This window comes from Pseudomonas sp. LBUM1669 (assembly GCF_059695705.1).
In genome coordinates, this window is sequence record NZ_CP166784.1 from 4,233,652 (window position 1) to 4,251,595 (window position 17,944).

Below are 17,944 nucleotides of genomic sequence, written 5' to 3' on the forward strand. Positions count from 1 at the left end.
CGAGCAGGCTCGCTCCCACATTGGATCTCCGGTGCGACACAGATCCCGTGTGGGAGCGAGCCTGCTCGCGATGGGGCCAGAAAAACCAACATATCACTATCGGTTGATCTGCCGCTCGCGCAGGTACTCAAGAACCGCGCCCTTCTCCCCGGCAAACTCAATCCGCGCGCCCTTCTTTTCCCGCTGAAACGCATACATCGGGTCGTAATACTCACGCAGCAACCCTTCGATCCAGCCCCGGTGCAAATCCACCGTCCCGCTGTTGGCCTGCTCGGCCAGCGCGTCCTCCATCAAGATCAAGAGCCGCCGGTGCCGTTCACCGCCCAGGCGCTTCTGAACGTTGTTCAAGCTTTCCAGCAAGCGCTCGGAAAACAGCGCAAACCCTTCATCGCCGTGCACGCCGATAAACTCCGAACACAAGTCCACGACGTAATCGCGCAAGATCCGTTCGATCCGCCCTTCCAGGCTGTCTTCCAGCCAGACCATCGGATACTGCTGCATGCCTTGAAACAGCGGCAAGGGCAACGCGCAACTGCCGATCGCGCGGCTCTCGTCTTCCAACACAAACTGCTCGATGCCATGGGCGCGCTTCTTCAGCACGTCTACCGCCAGGCGGTTTTCAAAGTCGATATTGGAAGGTTGGCCTTTGGCGCGTTTGCCGAAGCTGGAGCCGCGATGATTGGCGTGACCTTCGAGGTCCAGGCCGTTGCGCAGCTGCGTGAGCACCTCGGTCTTGCCGGTGCCGGTCATGCCGCCCAGCAACACGAAATCACACTGGGCAACGGCCTGATCGACCGTGTCCAGCAAGAAGCTGCGCATGGCCTTGTAGCCGCCGCCGACGCGCGGGTAATCGATGCCGGCCTCGTCCTTGAGCCACTGCTGGACGATCTGCGAACGCAAGCCGCCGCGAAAACAATACAAATAGCCTTCGGGGTGCGCCCGGGCAAACTCGGCCCAGGCCTGGATGCGTTCGGCCTTGATCTCGCCAGACACCAGTTGATGCCCGAGGGTGATCGCCGCTTGCTGGCCGTGTTGCTTGTAGCAGGTGCCGATCCGCTGCCGCTCGTGGTCGTTCATCAGCGGCAAATTGATCACACCGGGGAACGCGCCCTTGTGGAATTCGACCGGCGCGCGGGCATCCAGCATCGGCCGGTCGTTGAGAAAGATGTCGCGGTAATCGGTGAAGTCGATTGACATCAAAACACCTCGACCGCGTGGGTCTGTCGCTCAACCAGCTCACCGATTGGCTCAAGGGACAGGCCCAGTTCGGCGGCCACGCGGAGGAACTGCTCGTTGCCTTCGGGCGTGACGGCAACCAGCAGGCCACCGCTGGTCTGCGGATCGCACAGCACCCGTTTATGCAGTTCCTGCACGCGCCCGACCTTGCTGGCGTAACTGTCGTAATTGCGCAAGGTGCCGCCCGGCACGCAGCCTTGATCGAGGTAATACTCGACACCCGGCAGACGTGGCACACGGTTGTATTCGATGCGCGCAGTCACGTTGCTGCCGTCGGCCATTTCCACCAGGTGCCCGAGTAAGCCGAAGCCAGTGACGTCGGTCATCGCCGTCACGCCGTCGAGCTTGCCGAAACGACTGCCGGGTTTGTTCAGGGTGCACATCCAGTCGCGAGCCAGGCCAATGTCGGCCGTGCGCAACTTGCCCTTCTTCTCGGCGGTGGTAAGGATGCCGATGCCCAGGGGTTTGGTGAGGTAAAGCAGGCAACCGGCGGTGGCGGTGTCGTTGCGCTTCATGTGGCGCTTTTCTACCAGTCCGGTCACCGCCAGGCCGAAGATCGGCTCCGGTGCGTCGATGGAATGCCCACCGGCCAACGGAATGCCCGCCTCGTCACACACTGAACGTCCGCCGCGGATCACTTCCCGGGCAATCTCCGGCGCCAGCACATTCACCGGCCAGCCGAGGATCGCAATCGCCATCAGCGGATCACCGCCCATGGCGTAGATATCGCTGATGGCATTGGTGGCGGCGATGCGGCCGAAATCGAACGGGTCGTCGACGATCGGCATAAAGAAGTCGGTGGTCGAGACCACACCGCGTTCTTCGTCGATCGCGTACACCGCTGCGTCATCGCGCGAGGCGTTGCCGACCCAGAGCCTGGGGTCGAGGTTCTGCGCGCCACTGCCGGCCAGAATCACCTCCAGCACTTGCGGCGAAATTTTGCAGCCACAGCCAGCGCCGTGGCTGTATTGGGTCAGACGAATCGGCTCGCTCATGGGAATACCTCGTGAAGACAATGGGGGCGAGTCTAGCATTGGCGTTCAATCTGAGGCGCAACACCACACGCCTTGTAGCAGCTGCCGAGCAGCGCGAGGCTGCGTTCGGCTGCGAAGCAGCGCGAGGCTGCGTTCGGCTGCGAAGCAGTCGCAAAATCCGCATGTGTGATTCATCGGGCAAACCGTGCATTCAGGATTACGACTGCTACGCAGCTGAACGCAGCCTCGCGCTGCTCGGCAGCTGCTACAGAGCGTCAGTCCGCGTAGCTGACCAAACCGACAATAAAAACCCTGATTTCGTCGATTTTTCATGGAATTGAAATAATTGGCATCTCTTGTGCAAACGTTTGCGAGTCGCTGATGCAGACGTTTTCGCGACATAACCGCGCAAGCCCGAAGAACCGGGCTTTTGATCCGCACGAAAAGGGACTTTTAATGCACCGCACGTCCAGCCGCGTGACTTGCTCGCGCACTCTTGCTGTTTCCTTGCTGCTGGCCAGCGTTACAGGACTACTCAGCAGCACCGTTTTGGCGCAACCCGCGCCCGCCGAAGAATCCGCCCAGGGCGAAACCCTGAGTCCCGAAGCCAGCCCGCCGAAAAAAGGCGTCTACCTGTCGGACTGGTTCAACCAGGATTTGACCGTCATCGGCAGCAAAGACATCAGTTTCGGCCCGCAACCTGCCGACGATATTTACCTGGAGTACGAGTACTTCGGGCGCAAAGGGCCGTTCGAGTTGTACGGCTACATCGACATCCCGAAAATCTTCGACATCGGCAACAGTCACGACAAAGGCGTGTGGGACCACGGCTCGCCGGTGTTCATGGAGCACGAACCGCGGATCTCCATCGACTACCTCGCCGGCCGCAGCCTGGCCATCGGGCCGTTCAAAGAGTGGTACGTGGCGTTCGACTGGATCTACGACCACGGCAGCAACAGCGCCAACCGTGCCAATACGCTGTACAGCGGCCTGGGCACCGACATCGACACCCACTCGCGAGTCAACTTGTCGGCGAACTTCTACGGGCGTTATCAGTGGGAAAACTATGGCGCCAGCAACGAATACTCGTGGGATGGCTATCGCGCCCAGCTCAAATACATCGTGCCGATCAGCAACTTCAGCAACGGCGCGTCACTGACCTACATTGGCTTCACCAACTTCGATTTCGGCTCGGACCTGCACAAGGACAACCCGGCCCGCACCGCCAACGCCACCGTCGCCACTAATGTGTTGCTGTACTCGTTCACGCACTTGCGCTTCACCCTGGTCGGCCGTTACTTCCACAACGGCGGCAACTGGGAGGATGGCAGCGAGTTGAATTTCGGTGACGGTGACTTCCGCGCTCGCTCCAATGGCTGGGGTTACTACGCCGGCATCGGTTATCAGTTCTGAGGCTTGATTGAACCTGGAGGTTGTATGGATGCAATGACGCGTATTTCCCTGGCCTGTGTCGCCCTGCTCGCTTCCACTGCCTGGGCAAGCGAAGCACCGATCCAGCCGAAAGTGATGCTGATCACCATGTTCGCCCCCGAGGCGCAGAACTGGATCGATCGCCTTGAACTCAAGCAGGAAACCCGAGTGCCGGGCCTGTCCGCCGAGTACCCGACCATTCGCTGCAACGCGGCGCAGGTGTGCTTGATGGTCACCGGCATGGGCCAGACCAACGCCGCAGCTTCGACACTGGCCCTGGCCCTGTCGCCGAAATTCGACCTGCGTAAAAGCTACTTCCTGATCGCCGGGATTGCCGGCATCAGCCCGAAACACGGGACCATCGGCACCACCGCGTGGGCGCATTACCTGGTGGAGTTCGGCACCCAGTGGGAACTGGATTCGCGAGATGCACCGAAAGACTGGCCGACCGGCTACATCGGCATCAACACCCAAGGCCCGAACCAAAAACCGCCGCTGGACTACAAGACCGAAGTGTTCGAGCTCAATCCGAAGTTGCAGGCCAAGGCATTCGCCCTGACGCACAAAGTGGAACTGAGCGAGAGCAAGGAATCGGCGGCATGGCGCCTGAAGTACCCCTCGGCGCCGGCCAATCATCTTCCGGTGGTGACGCAGTGCGATACGTTGGCGGGCAACACGTGGTTTTCCGGGACGCGCTTGAGTGAACGTGCCGAGGTCTGGACCAAGCTATTGACCGACGACAAAGGCGAGTACTGCACGACGCAACAGGAAGACAACTCCACCTACGAAGCACTGCTGCGGGCGAGTCGCGAGGGCTTGGTGGATGTGCAACGTCTGGCGGTGGTGCGCGCGGGCTCCGATTTTGATCGACCGGCATCGGGCCAGAGCGAAGTGGACAACCTGCTCAAGTATGCGGATCAGGGCGGGGTTGTGCCGGCGCTGGAGAACCTGTACCGGACGGGGAATCCCTTGGTGCAGGAGATCTTGAACAATTGGTCGGCGTGGGAGAATGGTGTTCCCGAGGTTTGATCTGAAAATACAAGACCCTGTGGGAGCGAGCCTGCTCGCGATAGCGGTGTATCAGGCAACTAAAATGTCGACTGACACTCCGTCATCGCGAGCAGGCTCGCTCCCACATTTTGATTGGGGTTACGGCAACAAAATTACCTTATCGCCAGCCCCTTGATTCACTTCTTCATACCGCTCCAACCCTTCGGCCAATGGCGATTCAAACAACCCTTCCGGCAACGGCAACAACCCCTGATCAAAGAACTTGCCGAACTGATCGAGCATCGCCGCACACGCCTGGACGCCATACAACAACGAATTGATCCCCACCACCGAACCACCCTTGCGATACAACGCCAGCGCCGGCAGGTGCACCATGCCGTCTACCGGCGCCGCGATGATCGCAATGCGGCCGAACGCCGCGAGCGCCGGGACCGAGGCCGGTAGCCAGAAGCCGGTGGTGTCGAAAATCACGTCGGCGCCGCCGGCATACACGGCCTGCACCTGCGCCCCCAGGTCGTCCGGTTTATCCAGTTGCAGCGTCGGATACCCCTGCGCCTGCAGATCCTTGACCTGCTCGGGCCGGCGCGCCGCCGCCAGTACTTGAGCGCCGCGCACCTTGGCCAACGCCAGCGCGGCACTGCCGACCGCCCCGCCACCAATCACCAACAGCCGCGTTCCGACCGTCACCAGACTGCGTTCCAGCGCATCCCACGCCGTGGTGTACGGCACGCCGAGGCTGGCGGCCTGGGCGAAGCTCAGATGGGTGGGTTTGAGCGCCACGCCATTGGCCGGCAGTTTTACAAATTGCGCATGGGAACCGTCGGCAAAAAAACCCAGTTCACGACCGGTACCCCAGACCTCCTGACCGATCAGTGCCTGCGGCCCTTCAACCACCACACCGGCGAAATCCCGGCCGGGGATGCGCGGCAGGGTGGTGTAGGGAAAACGCCCCAGCACGTTCTTCACATCGCTGGGGTTGAGGCCGGCCGCCTTGATCTGGACCAGCACTTCATCAGCGCCGGGAACGGGGGTCGGAACATCGACATAACGCAAGGCCGAGAGGTCGCCGGTCTGGTCGAATTGCAGTGCTTTCATGGGAGTTTCCATCGCATAAAGGAAAGGATTTCAGGAGACCCAGCCAGCCACCAGTTGCCGGCCCATGGGCCACAACTTTTCGCCGGCGAGCATGCCCAGCAGGCCCACCAGGGCAATGGCCGGTGGGGCGGGAGAACGGAAATCCAGTGCGCCGTAGAGCAGGCCGACGCCCAGACCGATGACCAGCGAGATGAGGTAACCCATGACAGACTCCGGGGGCAAACAAGGTATGCCTGAAGTCTAGAGAGCGGTGACGGCGTGCATCGGCCAAGTGCTTCTGAATATCGGCCAAATCGCCAATGCCGGATGCAATGCAAACTGGATAGCAGCCCCTGTGGGAGCGGGCTTGCTCGCGAAGGCCGCGTGTCAGACGCCGAAGATGTCGACTGGCACTCCGCCTTCGCGAGCAAGCCCGCTCCCACAGGGATTCGCCAGCGGCTACAGATCTGCGTCATGGCTGGACGGGGGGTTGGCTCGCGCAGAACTGCGAAGGTGCGACACCCAGTTCCCGGCGGAACATGTCGCTGAAACTGCTCGGCGAATAGCCCAGCTCCCGGGCAATCGCACTGACCGGCACGCCCTGAATCAACTCCGCCGCGGCGGTCGCCAGTTGCACCTGCCGCCGCCATTCGGCGAAGCCCATGCCCAAGCCTTCCTTGAACAGCCGCGCCAGGGTGCGCACGCTGGCACCGGCATTTTCAGCGTGCTGCTCAAAGGGAATGTCCAGCGAGGGCGCGGCCATGACGGCCTGACACAGGTGCATCAGGCGCCGATCGGAATCATCCGGCAACGGGATTTTCAACAGTGAACGCCTGGCTCGCCTAAGCTCCAACAGCGCCAGGCCAACCAGCGCTTCGTAATACTCGGGCGCGCCATCATCGCCCTGCTCCACCAGCCCGACGATCAGCTCTCGCAGCAGCCCGCCGACTTCAATCACCTGAACACTGTCATCCAGCGTGGCCGCCAATGAGGGCCGCAGGTAGATGTTGCGCATCTGCAGGTCCGAGACCACGCGGATGCCATGCGGCACGCCCGGCGGCAGCCACACCGCCCGTTGCGGCGGCACCACCAACGCCTCATGGGGCGTTTCGACCCACATGACCCCGCTCATCGCGTACAGCAATTGGCCCCAGTCGTGCTCGTGGGGCTCGATGTACAAGCCGCGCGGGTAAGTGCGCGCCAGCGGTTGCACAGGCACATCGGTGTCACTCAGGTCTGGCGGGGCGGCAAGGGCCATGGGCAATGATCATTGGGGTTTTCAGGTCTTGCATGGTAACGGGCCACTCACCTTGTCGCTACTGGCGGCCGCCGTCTGACAATCGGAATGAATTTTCCGTTACCCAAACGATCCTTGTATTACCACAGGGAGGAATACGGGCTTTATGAACAACGCAAAACTTTTCGTCATTGAATACACCCTTCATGGCGCGCCAAAGTCTTTCATTATCCGCCTGGACAAAATGGACAACGCGGAGGCTTGGCACTGGGCCAGTTGTGACGCGGGGGTCGGACGAATCCCGCGCTTTGGCCGAGAGAAGGTGCAAAAAACCAGCAAGCCACTAGCGGAAAAATTCGGCATCGAAAATGTGACGTGGCGACCGGCGGGTTGAGCATCACAGGGGGAAGTCACCCAACATTAAAAGTGGAGCCCGAGTGGCTCCACTTCGTGTTGATGAGCTATTTGGCGTGTGCGCACTTGCAGCCCTTGCTCGCACACTCCTCGCCATGTTCGTGGTGCTTGGCGCACGCTTCGCAGCAATAGTGTTTGCCGTGACGCGCTATCGGGTGCTCGCCCAGTTTGCAGGAGCATTTGGGGCAGTCGCAGGTACTTTCACTGTCGATCATGAGTCTGACTCCATGGGTGTGGTCGTCGCGTGCGGCAAATGCGCACCTCACTGATCAGTGTAGGAGCCCCTGTAGCAGCTGCCGAACTCGTGAGGCTGCGTTCGGCTGCGAAGCAGTCGTAAAATCAGGCACCGCGGTGTTTCAGGCAAACCGCGTGCACAGGATTTACGAGGACTCCGTCCTCGGACGCAGCCTCGCAGGCTCGGCAGCTGCTACAGATAAATGTTCGACATGAGTAAAAATCGGGGTTACTCGCTTCGGGTGCTGCTGCGATACATGAACAGCAACGCCAACGCCAGGCACACCATCGCCAGCATCCGGCTGCTCGACAACTCGATCGCCGGGTTACCCAACCAGCCGAAGTTGTCGATCAGCATCCCCATGCCCAACTGCCCTACGATCACTGCCACAGTTGCCACCGCCGTGCCGACCCGCGGCACCGCGCCGACCATGACCATCATGTAGACCACGCCGAACAACGCACCGCTGAGTTGCCATTTCGGCACGTCCAGCAGGCTCACGGCATGGGCCGGTTCGAAAAACAGGATCAGCAACCCGGTGACCACCGCGCCCACCGCGAAGGTCAGCAAACTGCTGCGCAACACGCCGACGGTTTCCCCCAGACGCCCGTTGATCGCCGCCTGGATACTCAACACCGCACCGGCGGCCACGACCACGGCCAACAAAATAATCAGATTCATCATCAACCCCGAGCAATCAGAACAAGTGCCGCGACAATCAGCAGCAACGCCAGCCAACGTTCGCCATTGACCTTTTTGCGGGTGGCGCCAAACCAGCCGAAGTGGTCGATCAACACGCTTTTGCCAACTTGCCCGGAGAGGATCGCGATCATCGTCATCGCGATACCGATGTGCGGCGTGGCCAGGGTCAGCACCACCACGTAGATCGGCCCGAGGAATCCGCCGATCAGTTGCCAACGCGGCAAGGTGTTCAACGCCGGACCTTGTTGCTTGCCGCTGAACAACAACAGCAAAAACAGAATCGCCGAGCCGACGCCGAAGATGCTCAACGTCGCCCATAAGTGTCCGACCTGAACCCCGAGCGGTCCGAGTAAGCCGGCCTCCACGGAAAGGCCCATGCCGGCGAGGATCACCAGAGGCAGCAGCAACAGCCGCAGCCCTGGTTTTGCCGCTGGCGCTGCAGCGATGTCGATTGAAGAAGATTGCATAAGGAAAACCCGCCCGTCAGATGAATACGGCCCCCGTAGGAGCGAAGCTTGCTCGCGAAGGCGTCGTATCAGTCGACATTTTCGGCGTCTGACACGCCGCCTTCACGAGCAAGCTTCGCTCCTACATGGGAGCCGTTGTGGCGTGCATTATCGGCTGGCGATCCTTTGCGATAAATGGGAGCATCACCACAACACTTTTGCGCAACTCGCACAACAGGATCGATCATGCATGGCCTCAACGAGCTCGGATTCAAATCACTTCGGCTGTTTGTCGCGGTGCTAGACCATGGCAGCTTCTCCGAAGTCGCCCGCCGCGAGGGCCTGGCGCCCTCGTCGATTTCCCGGCAGATCCAGCTGATGGAACAGGCCTTGAACCAGCAATTGCTCTATCGCCACACGCGCGCCGTCACGCCCACCGAAGCAGGACGCATGCTCGGTCATCATGCGCGGCTGGTGCTGGTGCAACTGGAGGAAGCCGAACAGGCCTTGCAGGAACAGCAAAGCGAACCCAGCGGACTGGTGCGGATCAACGCGCCGGTGGTCTTCGGGCAACGGCATCTGACGCCGTGGCTCGGTCAGTTGTGCGAGCGCTATCCGAAACTGCAACTGGATATCCAGCAAACCGACAGCTACGTCGACCCGTTACAGGAAGGCGCCGATTTGCTGTTTCGCATCGGCCCGCTGCACGATTCGAGCATGCAGGCGCGGATCCTGGCGCCCCATCGCTTTCAAGTCGCGGCCAGCCCGGCCTACCTCAAACGTCATGGCACGCCGCAACACCCTGAAGAACTGGCGGCGCATCAATGCCTGGCCTACAAGGGCGTGACCGGCCAGCAGCGCTGGTTCTTCCGCAAAGAACCGCAGGACTGGACGCCCTACTCCGTCAAAGGGCCGATCACCGGCAACCACGCCGACACGCTCACGCAAGCCGCCGAACAGGGCCTGGGGCTGGTGATGTTTCCGTCGTGGTTGATTGGTGAGGCGGTGCGCAACGGCACGCTGGTGCCGGTGCTGGGGGAGTATCAGGTGTCGAACAGCCTCGAACCGCAGCAGATTGCGGTGCTGTGGCCAGGCAGCCGACGGTTGTCGGTAAAGGTGCGCACGGTGATTGATTTCTTCGTTGAACGCTTTGGAACGGTGCCTTACTGGGACAGGCCCTGACTCCACATAACCTTGTGGGAGCGAGCCTGCTCGCGAAAGCGGTGTGTCACGTATACGAATTGTTTCCTGTAGGAGCCAGGCTTGCCGGCGAAGGCGCCCTCAAGAACGCCTTCGCCGGCAAGCCTGGCTCCTACAGTTGGGTAGACGCTGTCAGATCCGGAACTGGCCGACCAGTTTGCCCAGGCGCTGACCAAGATCAGCCAGGCTGCGCGAGGTTTGGGCACCGAGTTGGGTTTCGTCGGCGACGTTGTCCACCGCCACGGCGATTTGATGCACGCTGCGGTTGATCTCTTCGGCCACGGCGGTTTGCTCTTCAGCCGCACTGGCGATTTGCGCGTTCATCGAGTTGATGGTGCCGATCAGCTGGGCCATGGTGTCCAGCGATGCGCCGGCCTCATTGGCCTGGGCCGAGGTGCCGTCACCCGCTTCGCTGGAGCGACGCATCGCTTCCACTGCCGATTGGGTCCCGGCCTGCAAGCGGTCGATCATGCCCTGGATTTCCTGGGTGCTGATCTGCGTGCGACTGGCCAGCGCCCGCACTTCGTCAGCCACCACCGCAAAACCACGACCCGCTTCACCGGCACGCGCGGCTTCAATGGCAGCGTTCAGCGCCAACAGGTTGGTCTGTTCGGCAATCGAACGAATCACCCCGAGCACGCTGACAATCGACGACACATCCTTTTGCAGGCTGTCGAGGGACACGCCGCTGCTGCGAATGTCGTCCACCAACGCATGAATCTTCACAATGCTGCCGGCTACCACGCGCTTGGCGGCCTGGCCTTCTTCGTCGGTTTGCTGGGCAGCCACCGCCGCGTTTTGCGCGCTTTTCGCTACTTCCTGGGCCGCCGCCGACATTTCATTGATCGCCGTGGCGACCTGATCGGTTTCGTGACGCTGACGCTCCATCGCCTGATCCGAGCGCTGGGCCTGATCGGAGACCTGATTCACCAGGCCGGTCAGTTGCGAGGTCATTTCGGTGATCTGGCGCACCAGGCTGTGGATCTTGTCGACGAAGCGGTTGAACGAGCCGGCCAGTTCGCCGAGTTCGTCCTGGCTGGTGATGGTCAGGCGACGGGTCAGGTCGCCCTCGCCCGCCGCGATGTCATCGAGGTTGGCTTTCATCAGGTTCAGCGGACGCAGAATGGTATTGGCCAGCAGCATCCCGATCGCCGCGATCACCAGCAGCATCACCACCGCGATACCGGCGATGGTCAGCACCACGCCTTCCATCCGCTCCTGCACCTTGGCCTGGACCAGCGCAACTTGTGCTTCGATACCGTCGAGGTTCACCGACGTACCGACCGCCATGTCCCACTTCGACAGGTATTCGGTGTAGCCGAGTTTCGGCACCAGCACTTGAGTGTTGCCGGGCAGCGGCGAGCTGTATTGCAGGTAGTGGGTGCCGTCCTTGGCGACTTTCACCAGGTCTCGGTTGACGTAGACGCCATTCGGATCGCGGTTGTCCTTGAAACTCTGGCCCACGCCGTCCGGGCTGTTGGCCTTGAACAGGCGCACAGTGTTGGAGTCGTAGCCGAAGAAGTAGCCGTCCTTGCCGTAGGTGATGCTCGACAACAGCTTGATCACCTGCGCCCGCGCCGCGTCATCGCCAGGGGCGGCCGCGTCGTAAAGCGGTTTGATCGTGGTCATGGCCACGGCCACGTAGCTTTGCAGGGTGGCCTTGGCATCGCTGAGCAGGCGCTGGCGGGTTTCCTCGACTTCCTTGCGCGCCTGTTCCTGCAGAATGAACAGCGTGGTCAGGCTGATGACCAGCGCAAAGAGCAACACCGGGAGGACGGCAAGGGACAGGACTTTAGCCTTCAGGCTCATGCGCATGACGGTTCACTCTTTTGATTTTGTTGGCGTGGTTAAAGGCTTTAACGGCACGCCGAACCAAAAGTTGAATTGCCGGGACGCAGAGTCCCCCTGTGGGAGTGAGCCTGCTCGCGATTGCGGTGTGCCAGTCGACCTTTTTATAACTGACACGGCGCAATCGCGAGCAGGCTTCACTCCCACAGAGGGGATAGGTGTTTTTAGAGGACCATCGCCGCGACCCAGCCGAACGCCAGCAGCGGCAGGTTGTAATGCAGGAATGTCGGGACCACGGTGTCCCAGATGTGGTGATGCTGGCCATCAATGTTCAGACCAGAAGTCGGGCCCAGCGTCGAATCAGAGGCCGGCGAACCGGCGTCACCCAACGCACCGGCCGTGCCGACGATGCACACGATCGCGATCGGGCTGAAACCCAGTTGCACGCACAAAGGCACGAAAATCGCCGCCAGAATCGGCACGGTGGAAAACGACGAACCGATGCCCATGGTCACCAGCAAGCCGACCAGCAACATCAACAGCGCGCCGACCCCTTTGCTGTGCCCGATCCACGAGGCCGACGCTTCCACCAGCGTTTGCACCTGGCCGGTGGCTTTCATCACTTCGGCGAAACCCGAGGCGGCGATCATGATGAAGCCGATCATCGCCATCATCTTCATGCCTTCGGTGAACAGGTCATCGGTGTCGCGCCACTTCACGATGCCCGACACCGAAAAGATCAGGAACCCCGCCAGCGCACCAATGATCATCGAGTCAAGCAGCAGCTGAATGATGAACGCCGCCGCAATGGCCACACCGGCGACCATCAGGCTCAGCGGGTTGTACGCCACTGCGACTTGCTCCACCTTCTCGATCTTTTCCAGGTCGTAAACGCGTTTCTTGCGGTAGCTGATAAACGCTACCGCAAGGCCCACGACCATGCCCAACGCCGGAATGCCCATGGCATGGGTGACGTTGATGCCGCTGATGTCGACGCCGCTGCGCGCAACGTTGGCCAGCAGGATTTCATTCAGGAAGATATTGCCGAAGCCCACCGGCAGGAACATATACGGCGTGATCAGGCCGAAGGTCATGACGCAGGCGATCAAGCGGCGATCCAGTTGCAGCTTGGTCAGCACATATAAAAGCGGCGGCACCAGCAGCGGAATAAATGCGATATGTATCGGCAGAATGTTCTGCGAAGCGATGGCCACCACCCACAGCAAGCCGATCAGCAGCCACTTGACCTGACCGCCACCGCTGGCGTGTTGGCGATCCACCATCAGCAGGGCTTTGTCCGCCAGGGCATGGGCCAGGCCGGACTTGGCAATCGCCACGGCGAACGCGCCGAGCAAAGCGTAGGACAACGCGACCGTCGCCCCGCCGCCGAGGCCGCTATTAAAGGCTTTCAGGGTGGCGTCGATGCCCAGGCCACCGGTCAAGCCACCCACCAGGGCGCCGACAATCAGCGCGATCACTACGTGCACGCGGGACAGGCTGAGGACCAGCATGACGCCGACCGCGGCTATTACAGCATTAATCATCGTTACCTCAAGCCAAGCGAAATGAGCTCAGCCGGCAGTCTGCGAAGAGCCGCCAGCGGATTGAAGAATGGGTTTTATTAGAGGGCGCGCACTGTGCCGCAGAGTCGGCCCGGTGTCAAAGCGCGTGGTCGGTGACGATGTGTAACAACTTAGGGTGACCTCTGGCGAGGGAGCTTGCTCCCGCTCTACTGCGCAGCAGTCGCAATTGAGCCTATGCGGTGCATCTGACAAACCGTTATCTCAGGTTTTGGGGGCGCTTCGCACCCCAGCGGGAGCAAGCTCCCTCGCCACTAGTGCCCATTTGTCCGATGGCATAAAGAAAGCCGAATGACGGCCGTTACAGTGCAGAGTCTCAGATAAATATCGAATAAGGACGTCCCTCCATGTTGCTCAGACAACTTTCCATCCAATGGAAGATCACCCTGCTGGCCGGGCTTTGCCTGGCAGGCATCGTGACCCTGCTGGTGGGTCTTTCGCTGTATCGCATGGAGCACAGCTCCGAGATGGTGAAAGCCTCGAGCATGGAGATGCTCACCGAAGCCGCTCAGGCCCGGATCGAATCCCAGGGTGAAAACCAGGCGCTGGTGATTCGTCAGCAGTTCATGGACGCCTATCAATACGGCCATGGCTTTTCGCGCCAGGTGCTGTTCCTGCGCGATCAGGCGGAAAAGCGCTTTCTGGACGCCTTCGACCTGCGTGAAGACCTGACCCGCCAAGTCAAGTCGGCGCTGCAAGCCAATCCGGAATTGCTCGGCCTGTCCCTGGTGTTCGAAGCCAATGCGCTGGACGGCAAGGATGATCTGTTCGCCGGCCAGGCCGAGTTGGGCAGTAACGACAAGGGTCGCTTTGCCCTGTACTGGTCGCAACCGACGCCGGGGAAAGTGACCTCCATGGCACTGCCGGAAAGCGACATGGCCGACACCAACGCCGGTCCCAGCGGCGAGCCGGCCAACGCCTGGTTCACTTGCCCGCGCACTACGCTCAAGCCGTGCGTGATCGAACCGTATTTCTATGTGATCGACGGCCAGAACGTGCTGATGACCAGCATCGTGTTCCCGCTGATGGTCAACGGCAAAGTCATCGCGTCGCTGTCGGTGGACATCAACCTCAACAGTTTGCAGGCCATGAGTCAGGGCGCAAGCAAAAAGCTCTACGACGGCCAGACCCGCGTCAGCATCATCAGCCCGGTCGGCTTGCTTGCCGGTTACAGCGCGGATGCCAGCAAACTCAGCCAGCGGCTGGACGCCGTGGACAAGACCAACGGTGCCGAGCTGATTCGCATGCTCGCCACCAGCAGCAAAACCGAAAGCCTGCACAGCAACCAGCAACTGAAAGTGCTGTCGCCGTTCCAGCCGATTCCCGGTGGAAAATCCTGGGGCGTGTTGCTCGACGTGCCGGAAAAAGTCCTGGTCGGCCCCGCCGAAACCCTGAAAAACCAACTCGATGACAGCAATAGAAGCGGCACCCTGGTTGAACTCGGCCTCGGTGTGCTGGCCGCGCTGCTGGGCTTGCTGCTGGTGTGGCTGATGGCGCACAGCGTGACCAAACCGATCCTCGGCGTGGCGCGCATGCTTGAAGACATCGCCAGCGGCGAAGGCGACCTGACCCGGCGCCTGGCTTACGACAAGCAGGATGAACTCGGCCAGTTGGCCGGCTGGTTTAACCGCTTCCTCGACAAGCTGCAACCGATCATCGCCGAAGTGAAACGCTCGGTGCAGGACGCCCGTAGCACCGCGGACCAGTCCTCCGCCATCGCCACGCAGACCAGCGCCGGCATGGAGCAGCAATACCGTCAGGTCGATCAGGTCGCCACCGCATCCCACGAAATGAGCGCCACCGCCCAGGACGTCGCCCGCAGTGCCGCACAAGCCGCCCAGGCGGCGAAGGATGCCGATCAAGCGACTCGCCGGGGCCTGACCGTCATCGGCCAGACCACTACCAGCATCGACAACCTCGCCGCCGACATGAGCGCCGCCATGGTGCAAGTGGAAGGCCTCGCGGCCAACAGCGAGAAAATCGGTTCGGTACTGGAAGTGATTCGCGCCATCGCCGAGCAGACCAACCTGCTGGCCCTCAACGCCGCGATCGAAGCGGCCCGTGCCGGTGAAGCCGGCCGTGGTTTTGCCGTGGTCGCCGATGAGGTGCGCAACTTGGCTCGACGTACCCAGGAGTCGGTTGAAGAAACCCGTTTGGTGATTGAGCAGTTACAGAGCGGCACGCAGGACGTGGTCGGCTCGATGAACAACAGCCATCGCCAGGCGCAAGGCAGCGTCGAGCAAGTGGGCCAAGCGGTGACGGCGCTGCGCCAGATTGGTGAGGCGGTGACGGTGATCAGCGACATGAACCTGCAAATTGCCTCTGCGGCCGAAGAGCAGAGCGCGGTGGCCGAGGAGATCAACAGCAACGTGGCGACGATTCGCGATGTGACGGAGTCGCTGTCGGGACAGGCGAATGAATCGGCGCGGGTGAGTCAGTCGCTTAATAGCCTGGCGAATCAGCAGCAGAGTTTGATGGATCAGTTTCGCGTTTAACGCAGTTATCGCGGCCACTGAAGATCAAAATGTGGGAGTGCGCCGGCTCCGGGCGGCGATCCGACGATAGCGGTGTGTCAGGCAACAGAGATGTCGACTGATACCCCGCTTTCGCGAGCTGGCTCACTCCTACAGGGATACTCAGCGTTTGGGCAGTTTGATTAGCACTTTCAAGCCGCCCCACTCGCTTTCCTCCAACCTCATCACCCCGCCCCACGTGTCGACGATGTCGCGCACAATCCCCAACCCCAACCCGTGCCCATCCGTCTGTTCATCCAGCCGTGTCCCCCGGCTGAACACCTCGGCACGCTGGTCTTCAGGAATCCCCGGCCCATCATCTTCCACGCTTAACTCAAACCCCTCAGCCGTCTCGACCACGCTCAAGCGAACCTCGGCATCCGCCCATTTGCAGGCGTTATCCAAGAGATTACCCAGCAGTTCGAGCAAATCCTCGCGATCCCACGGCAGCTGCAAACCGGTCGGTACGCGATAGCTCAGGTCCAGGTGCTCGCCGTGAATCATGTTCAACGTCGCCAACAACCCCGGCAGTTCCCCATCGCAATCAAACAACGCCCCCGGCAGCGCATCACCGGACAAGCGGGCGCGATTGAGTTCGCGATTGAGTCGCTGCTGCACTTGCTCAAGCTGCGCCTTGAGGAGCTTTCGCAGCTCGGGATGAGCGTCGAACTTCTCGCTGGAAGCCACGCTCAGCAACACGGCCAACGGCGTTTTCAGCGCGTGCCCAAGGTTGCCCAAGGCGTTGCGCGAACGCTTGAGGCTGTCTTCGGTGTGAGCCAGCAGATGGTTGATCTGCGCCACCAGCGGCTCCAGTTCCACCGGCACCTGGTCGTCGAGTTGCGAACGCTGGCCCTGTTGCAACTGGGCGATTTGCTCGCGGGCTTTTTCCAGGGGACGCAAGGCGCGGCGCACGGTGATCCGTTGCAGTAGCAGAATCAGCAGCAACCCCGCCAGCCCGAGGCCCAGGCCGACCTGTTGCATGCGCCGGAAGCTCGCGCGCACCGGCGTGTAGTCTTGCGCCACACTGATCGAAATCGACTGGCCGAGCCGCCGATAATCCGAACGCAGCACCAGCAATTGCTGGCCTTCCGGCCCTAGCTGCAAATTGCTGTGCAGGCCCGGATGGTCAAGACGCGGCAGCTCCTGATCCCACAGCGAACGGGAACGCCAGTGACTGTCGGCAAAATCGATGCGGAAGTAATGCCCGGAAAACGGGCGCTGATAGGCCGGCGACAAATGCCGTTCATCCAGCTGCAAGCCTTGCGGTCCGCGCACCAGCGCCACCAGCAAGTCTTCGCTGTCGTTACGTAACCCCGCTTCGAGGTAGCGCTGCAGCCCCATTTCGAACAACCACAGACTGGTTTGCGCCAGCACCAGACCGACGACCACCATCACGCTGATCAGCCCCAGACTCAAGCGGCGCTGGATCGACCTCACTGGGCTTGTCCGCCGAACAGGTAACCCTGGCCGCGACGGGTTTCGATCACGCTGCGCCCGAGCTTGCGCCGCAGGTGGTTGACGTGAACTTCGAGCACATTGGAGTCGCGCTCGGTTTCACCGTCGTAGAGGTGTTCGGCGAGGTGGCTTTTGGAGAGGATCTGCTCGGGGTGCAGCATGAAATAGCGCAGCAGGCGAAACTCGGCGGCCGTCAGCTGGATGTCGGCACCGTCGCGAGTCACGCACTGACGACCTTCATCCAGGTGCAGCCCCGCCGCCTTGAGCGTCGGCTGGTTGGCCTGGCCGTGTGAGCGACGCAACAACGCCTGAACCCGCAGGTGAAGCTCTTCGGGGTGGAACGGTTTGGTCAGGTAATCGTCGGCACCGGCCTTGAGGCCTTCGATGCGCTCGGCCCAGGAACCGCGTGCCGTGAGGATCAGCACCGGCGTCGCCAGACCACCGGCCCGCCATTGCGCCAACACCTCAAGGCCCGGCAACCCCGGCAGGCCGAGGTCGAGGATGATCAGGTCATACGGCTCGCTGCTGCCCTGATACACCGCGTCGCGGCCATCGGCCAGCCAGTCCACGGCATACCCCTGCCGGTTGAGGCCGGCCATCAATTCGTCGGCCAGCGGCACGTGGTCTTCCACCAGAAGCAAACGCATC

The 17,944-nt window shown here is 61.3% G+C and carries 16 protein-coding genes and 2 pseudogenes; 6 read left to right on the forward strand and 12 right to left on the reverse strand.

Features of this window, described 5'->3' with window-relative positions; all coding sequences use genetic code 11:
* Nucleotides 1-96: 96 nt before the first annotated feature.
* On the reverse strand, nucleotides 97-1,197 hold the full coding sequence (gene mnmH, locus ACA051_RS19740; RefSeq protein WP_497371540.1) for a tRNA 2-selenouridine(34) synthase MnmH: 1,101 nt from the start codon (nucleotides 1,195-1,197) through the stop codon (nucleotides 97-99).
* Complete coding sequence (selD, locus tag ACA051_RS19745; RefSeq protein ID WP_497371542.1) at nucleotides 1,197-2,231, reverse strand: selenide, water dikinase SelD; 1,035 nt, start codon at nucleotides 2,229-2,231, stop codon at nucleotides 1,197-1,199. The genes mnmH and selD overlap by 1 nt, the downstream gene beginning before the upstream one ends.
* 435 nt (nucleotides 2,232-2,666) lie before the next feature.
* Here selD and ACA051_RS19750 point away from each other — a divergent pair, with 435 nt between their 5' ends.
* Entirely contained in the window at nucleotides 2,667-3,623 is a 957-nt protein-coding gene (locus ACA051_RS19750) for a nucleoside-specific channel-forming protein Tsx (RefSeq protein ID WP_497371544.1), read from the forward strand.
* A 24-nt stretch (nucleotides 3,624-3,647) separates the two neighbouring features.
* Nucleotides 3,648-4,670, forward strand: a complete 1,023-nt coding sequence (locus tag ACA051_RS19755) for a purine-nucleoside phosphorylase (RefSeq protein ID WP_497371546.1) — start codon at nucleotides 3,648-3,650, stop codon at nucleotides 4,668-4,670.
* A gap of 120 nt (nucleotides 4,671-4,790) precedes the next feature.
* On the opposite strand, the gene ACA051_RS19760 is transcribed toward ACA051_RS19755, so the two are convergent.
* The 3 genes from ACA051_RS19760 to ACA051_RS19770 form a co-directional block, all read right to left on the reverse strand.
* Nucleotides 4,791-5,747, reverse strand: coding sequence for a quinone oxidoreductase family protein (locus ACA051_RS19760; protein WP_497304097.1), 957 nt, complete (start codon nucleotides 5,745-5,747; stop codon nucleotides 4,791-4,793).
* Between the two features lie 30 nt (nucleotides 5,748-5,777).
* Nucleotides 5,778-5,951: a DUF1427 family protein gene (locus ACA051_RS19765; RefSeq protein WP_497371548.1), complete on the reverse strand. Its 174-nt coding sequence runs from the start codon at nucleotides 5,949-5,951 to the stop codon at nucleotides 5,778-5,780.
* A 247-nt stretch (nucleotides 5,952-6,198) separates the two neighbouring features.
* A complete protein-coding gene (locus ACA051_RS19770; RefSeq protein WP_497371550.1) occupies nucleotides 6,199-6,984 on the reverse strand; it encodes an AraC family transcriptional regulator in 786 nt (261 codons plus the stop codon).
* A 145-nt stretch (nucleotides 6,985-7,129) separates the two neighbouring features.
* On the opposite strand from ACA051_RS19770, the gene ACA051_RS19775 reads away from it, so the two are divergent.
* Nucleotides 7,130-7,357, forward strand: coding sequence for a DUF6555 family protein (locus ACA051_RS19775; protein WP_010458578.1), 228 nt, complete (start codon nucleotides 7,130-7,132; stop codon nucleotides 7,355-7,357).
* 67 nt (nucleotides 7,358-7,424) lie between these two features.
* Here ACA051_RS19775 and ACA051_RS19780 read toward each other — a convergent pair whose 3' ends face one another.
* From ACA051_RS19780 to ACA051_RS19790, 3 genes are all read right to left on the reverse strand, one after another.
* On the reverse strand, nucleotides 7,425-7,592 hold the full coding sequence (locus tag ACA051_RS19780; RefSeq protein WP_010458576.1) for a metallothionein: 168 nt from the start codon (nucleotides 7,590-7,592) through the stop codon (nucleotides 7,425-7,427).
* A gap of 248 nt (nucleotides 7,593-7,840) precedes the next feature.
* Entirely contained in the window at nucleotides 7,841-8,296 is a 456-nt protein-coding gene (locus ACA051_RS19785) for a DMT family transporter (RefSeq protein WP_219096491.1), read from the reverse strand.
* Nucleotides 8,296-8,781, reverse strand: coding sequence for a DMT family transporter (locus ACA051_RS19790; RefSeq protein WP_497304102.1), 486 nt, complete (start codon nucleotides 8,779-8,781; stop codon nucleotides 8,296-8,298). The genes ACA051_RS19785 and ACA051_RS19790 overlap by 1 nt, the downstream gene beginning before the upstream one ends.
* 225 nt (nucleotides 8,782-9,006) lie before the next feature.
* Here ACA051_RS19790 and ACA051_RS19795 point away from each other — a divergent pair, with 225 nt between their 5' ends.
* Nucleotides 9,007-9,942: a LysR family transcriptional regulator gene (locus ACA051_RS19795; protein ID WP_497371552.1), complete on the forward strand. Its 936-nt coding sequence runs from the start codon at nucleotides 9,007-9,009 to the stop codon at nucleotides 9,940-9,942.
* A 150-nt stretch (nucleotides 9,943-10,092) separates the two neighbouring features.
* On the opposite strand, the gene ctpM is transcribed toward ACA051_RS19795, so the two are convergent.
* Both ctpM and ACA051_RS19805 read right to left on the reverse strand, forming a co-directional pair.
* Entirely contained in the window at nucleotides 10,093-11,775 is a 1,683-nt protein-coding gene (gene ctpM, locus ACA051_RS19800; RefSeq protein ID WP_497304105.1) for a methyl-accepting chemotaxis protein CtpM, read from the reverse strand.
* 197 nt (nucleotides 11,776-11,972) lie between these two features.
* Entirely contained in the window at nucleotides 11,973-13,289 is a 1,317-nt protein-coding gene (locus tag ACA051_RS19805; protein ID WP_497310630.1) for a Na+/H+ antiporter family protein, read from the reverse strand.
* A 605-nt stretch (nucleotides 13,290-13,894) separates the two neighbouring features.
* Here ACA051_RS19805 and ACA051_RS19810 point away from each other — a divergent pair.
* A pseudogene (locus ACA051_RS19810) lies at nucleotides 13,895-14,917 on the forward strand (cache domain-containing protein); the annotation flags it as partial.
* A 393-nt stretch (nucleotides 14,918-15,310) separates the two neighbouring features.
* A pseudogene (locus ACA051_RS19815) lies at nucleotides 15,311-15,823 on the forward strand (methyl-accepting chemotaxis protein); the annotation flags it as partial.
* A gap of 141 nt (nucleotides 15,824-15,964) precedes the next feature.
* On the opposite strand, the gene ACA051_RS19820 reads toward ACA051_RS19815, so the two are convergent.
* Both ACA051_RS19820 and ACA051_RS19825 read right to left on the reverse strand, forming a co-directional pair.
* Nucleotides 15,965-17,278, reverse strand: a complete 1,314-nt coding sequence (locus tag ACA051_RS19820; protein WP_497304108.1) for a sensor histidine kinase — start codon at nucleotides 17,276-17,278, stop codon at nucleotides 15,965-15,967.
* The gene (locus ACA051_RS19825; protein WP_109633283.1) at nucleotides 17,275-17,943 is read right to left on the reverse strand and encodes a response regulator transcription factor; all 669 of its coding nucleotides are present in this window, start codon (nucleotides 17,941-17,943) and stop codon (nucleotides 17,275-17,277) included. The genes ACA051_RS19820 and ACA051_RS19825 overlap by 4 nt, the downstream gene beginning before the upstream one ends.
* Nucleotide 17,944: the final 1 nt, after the last annotated feature.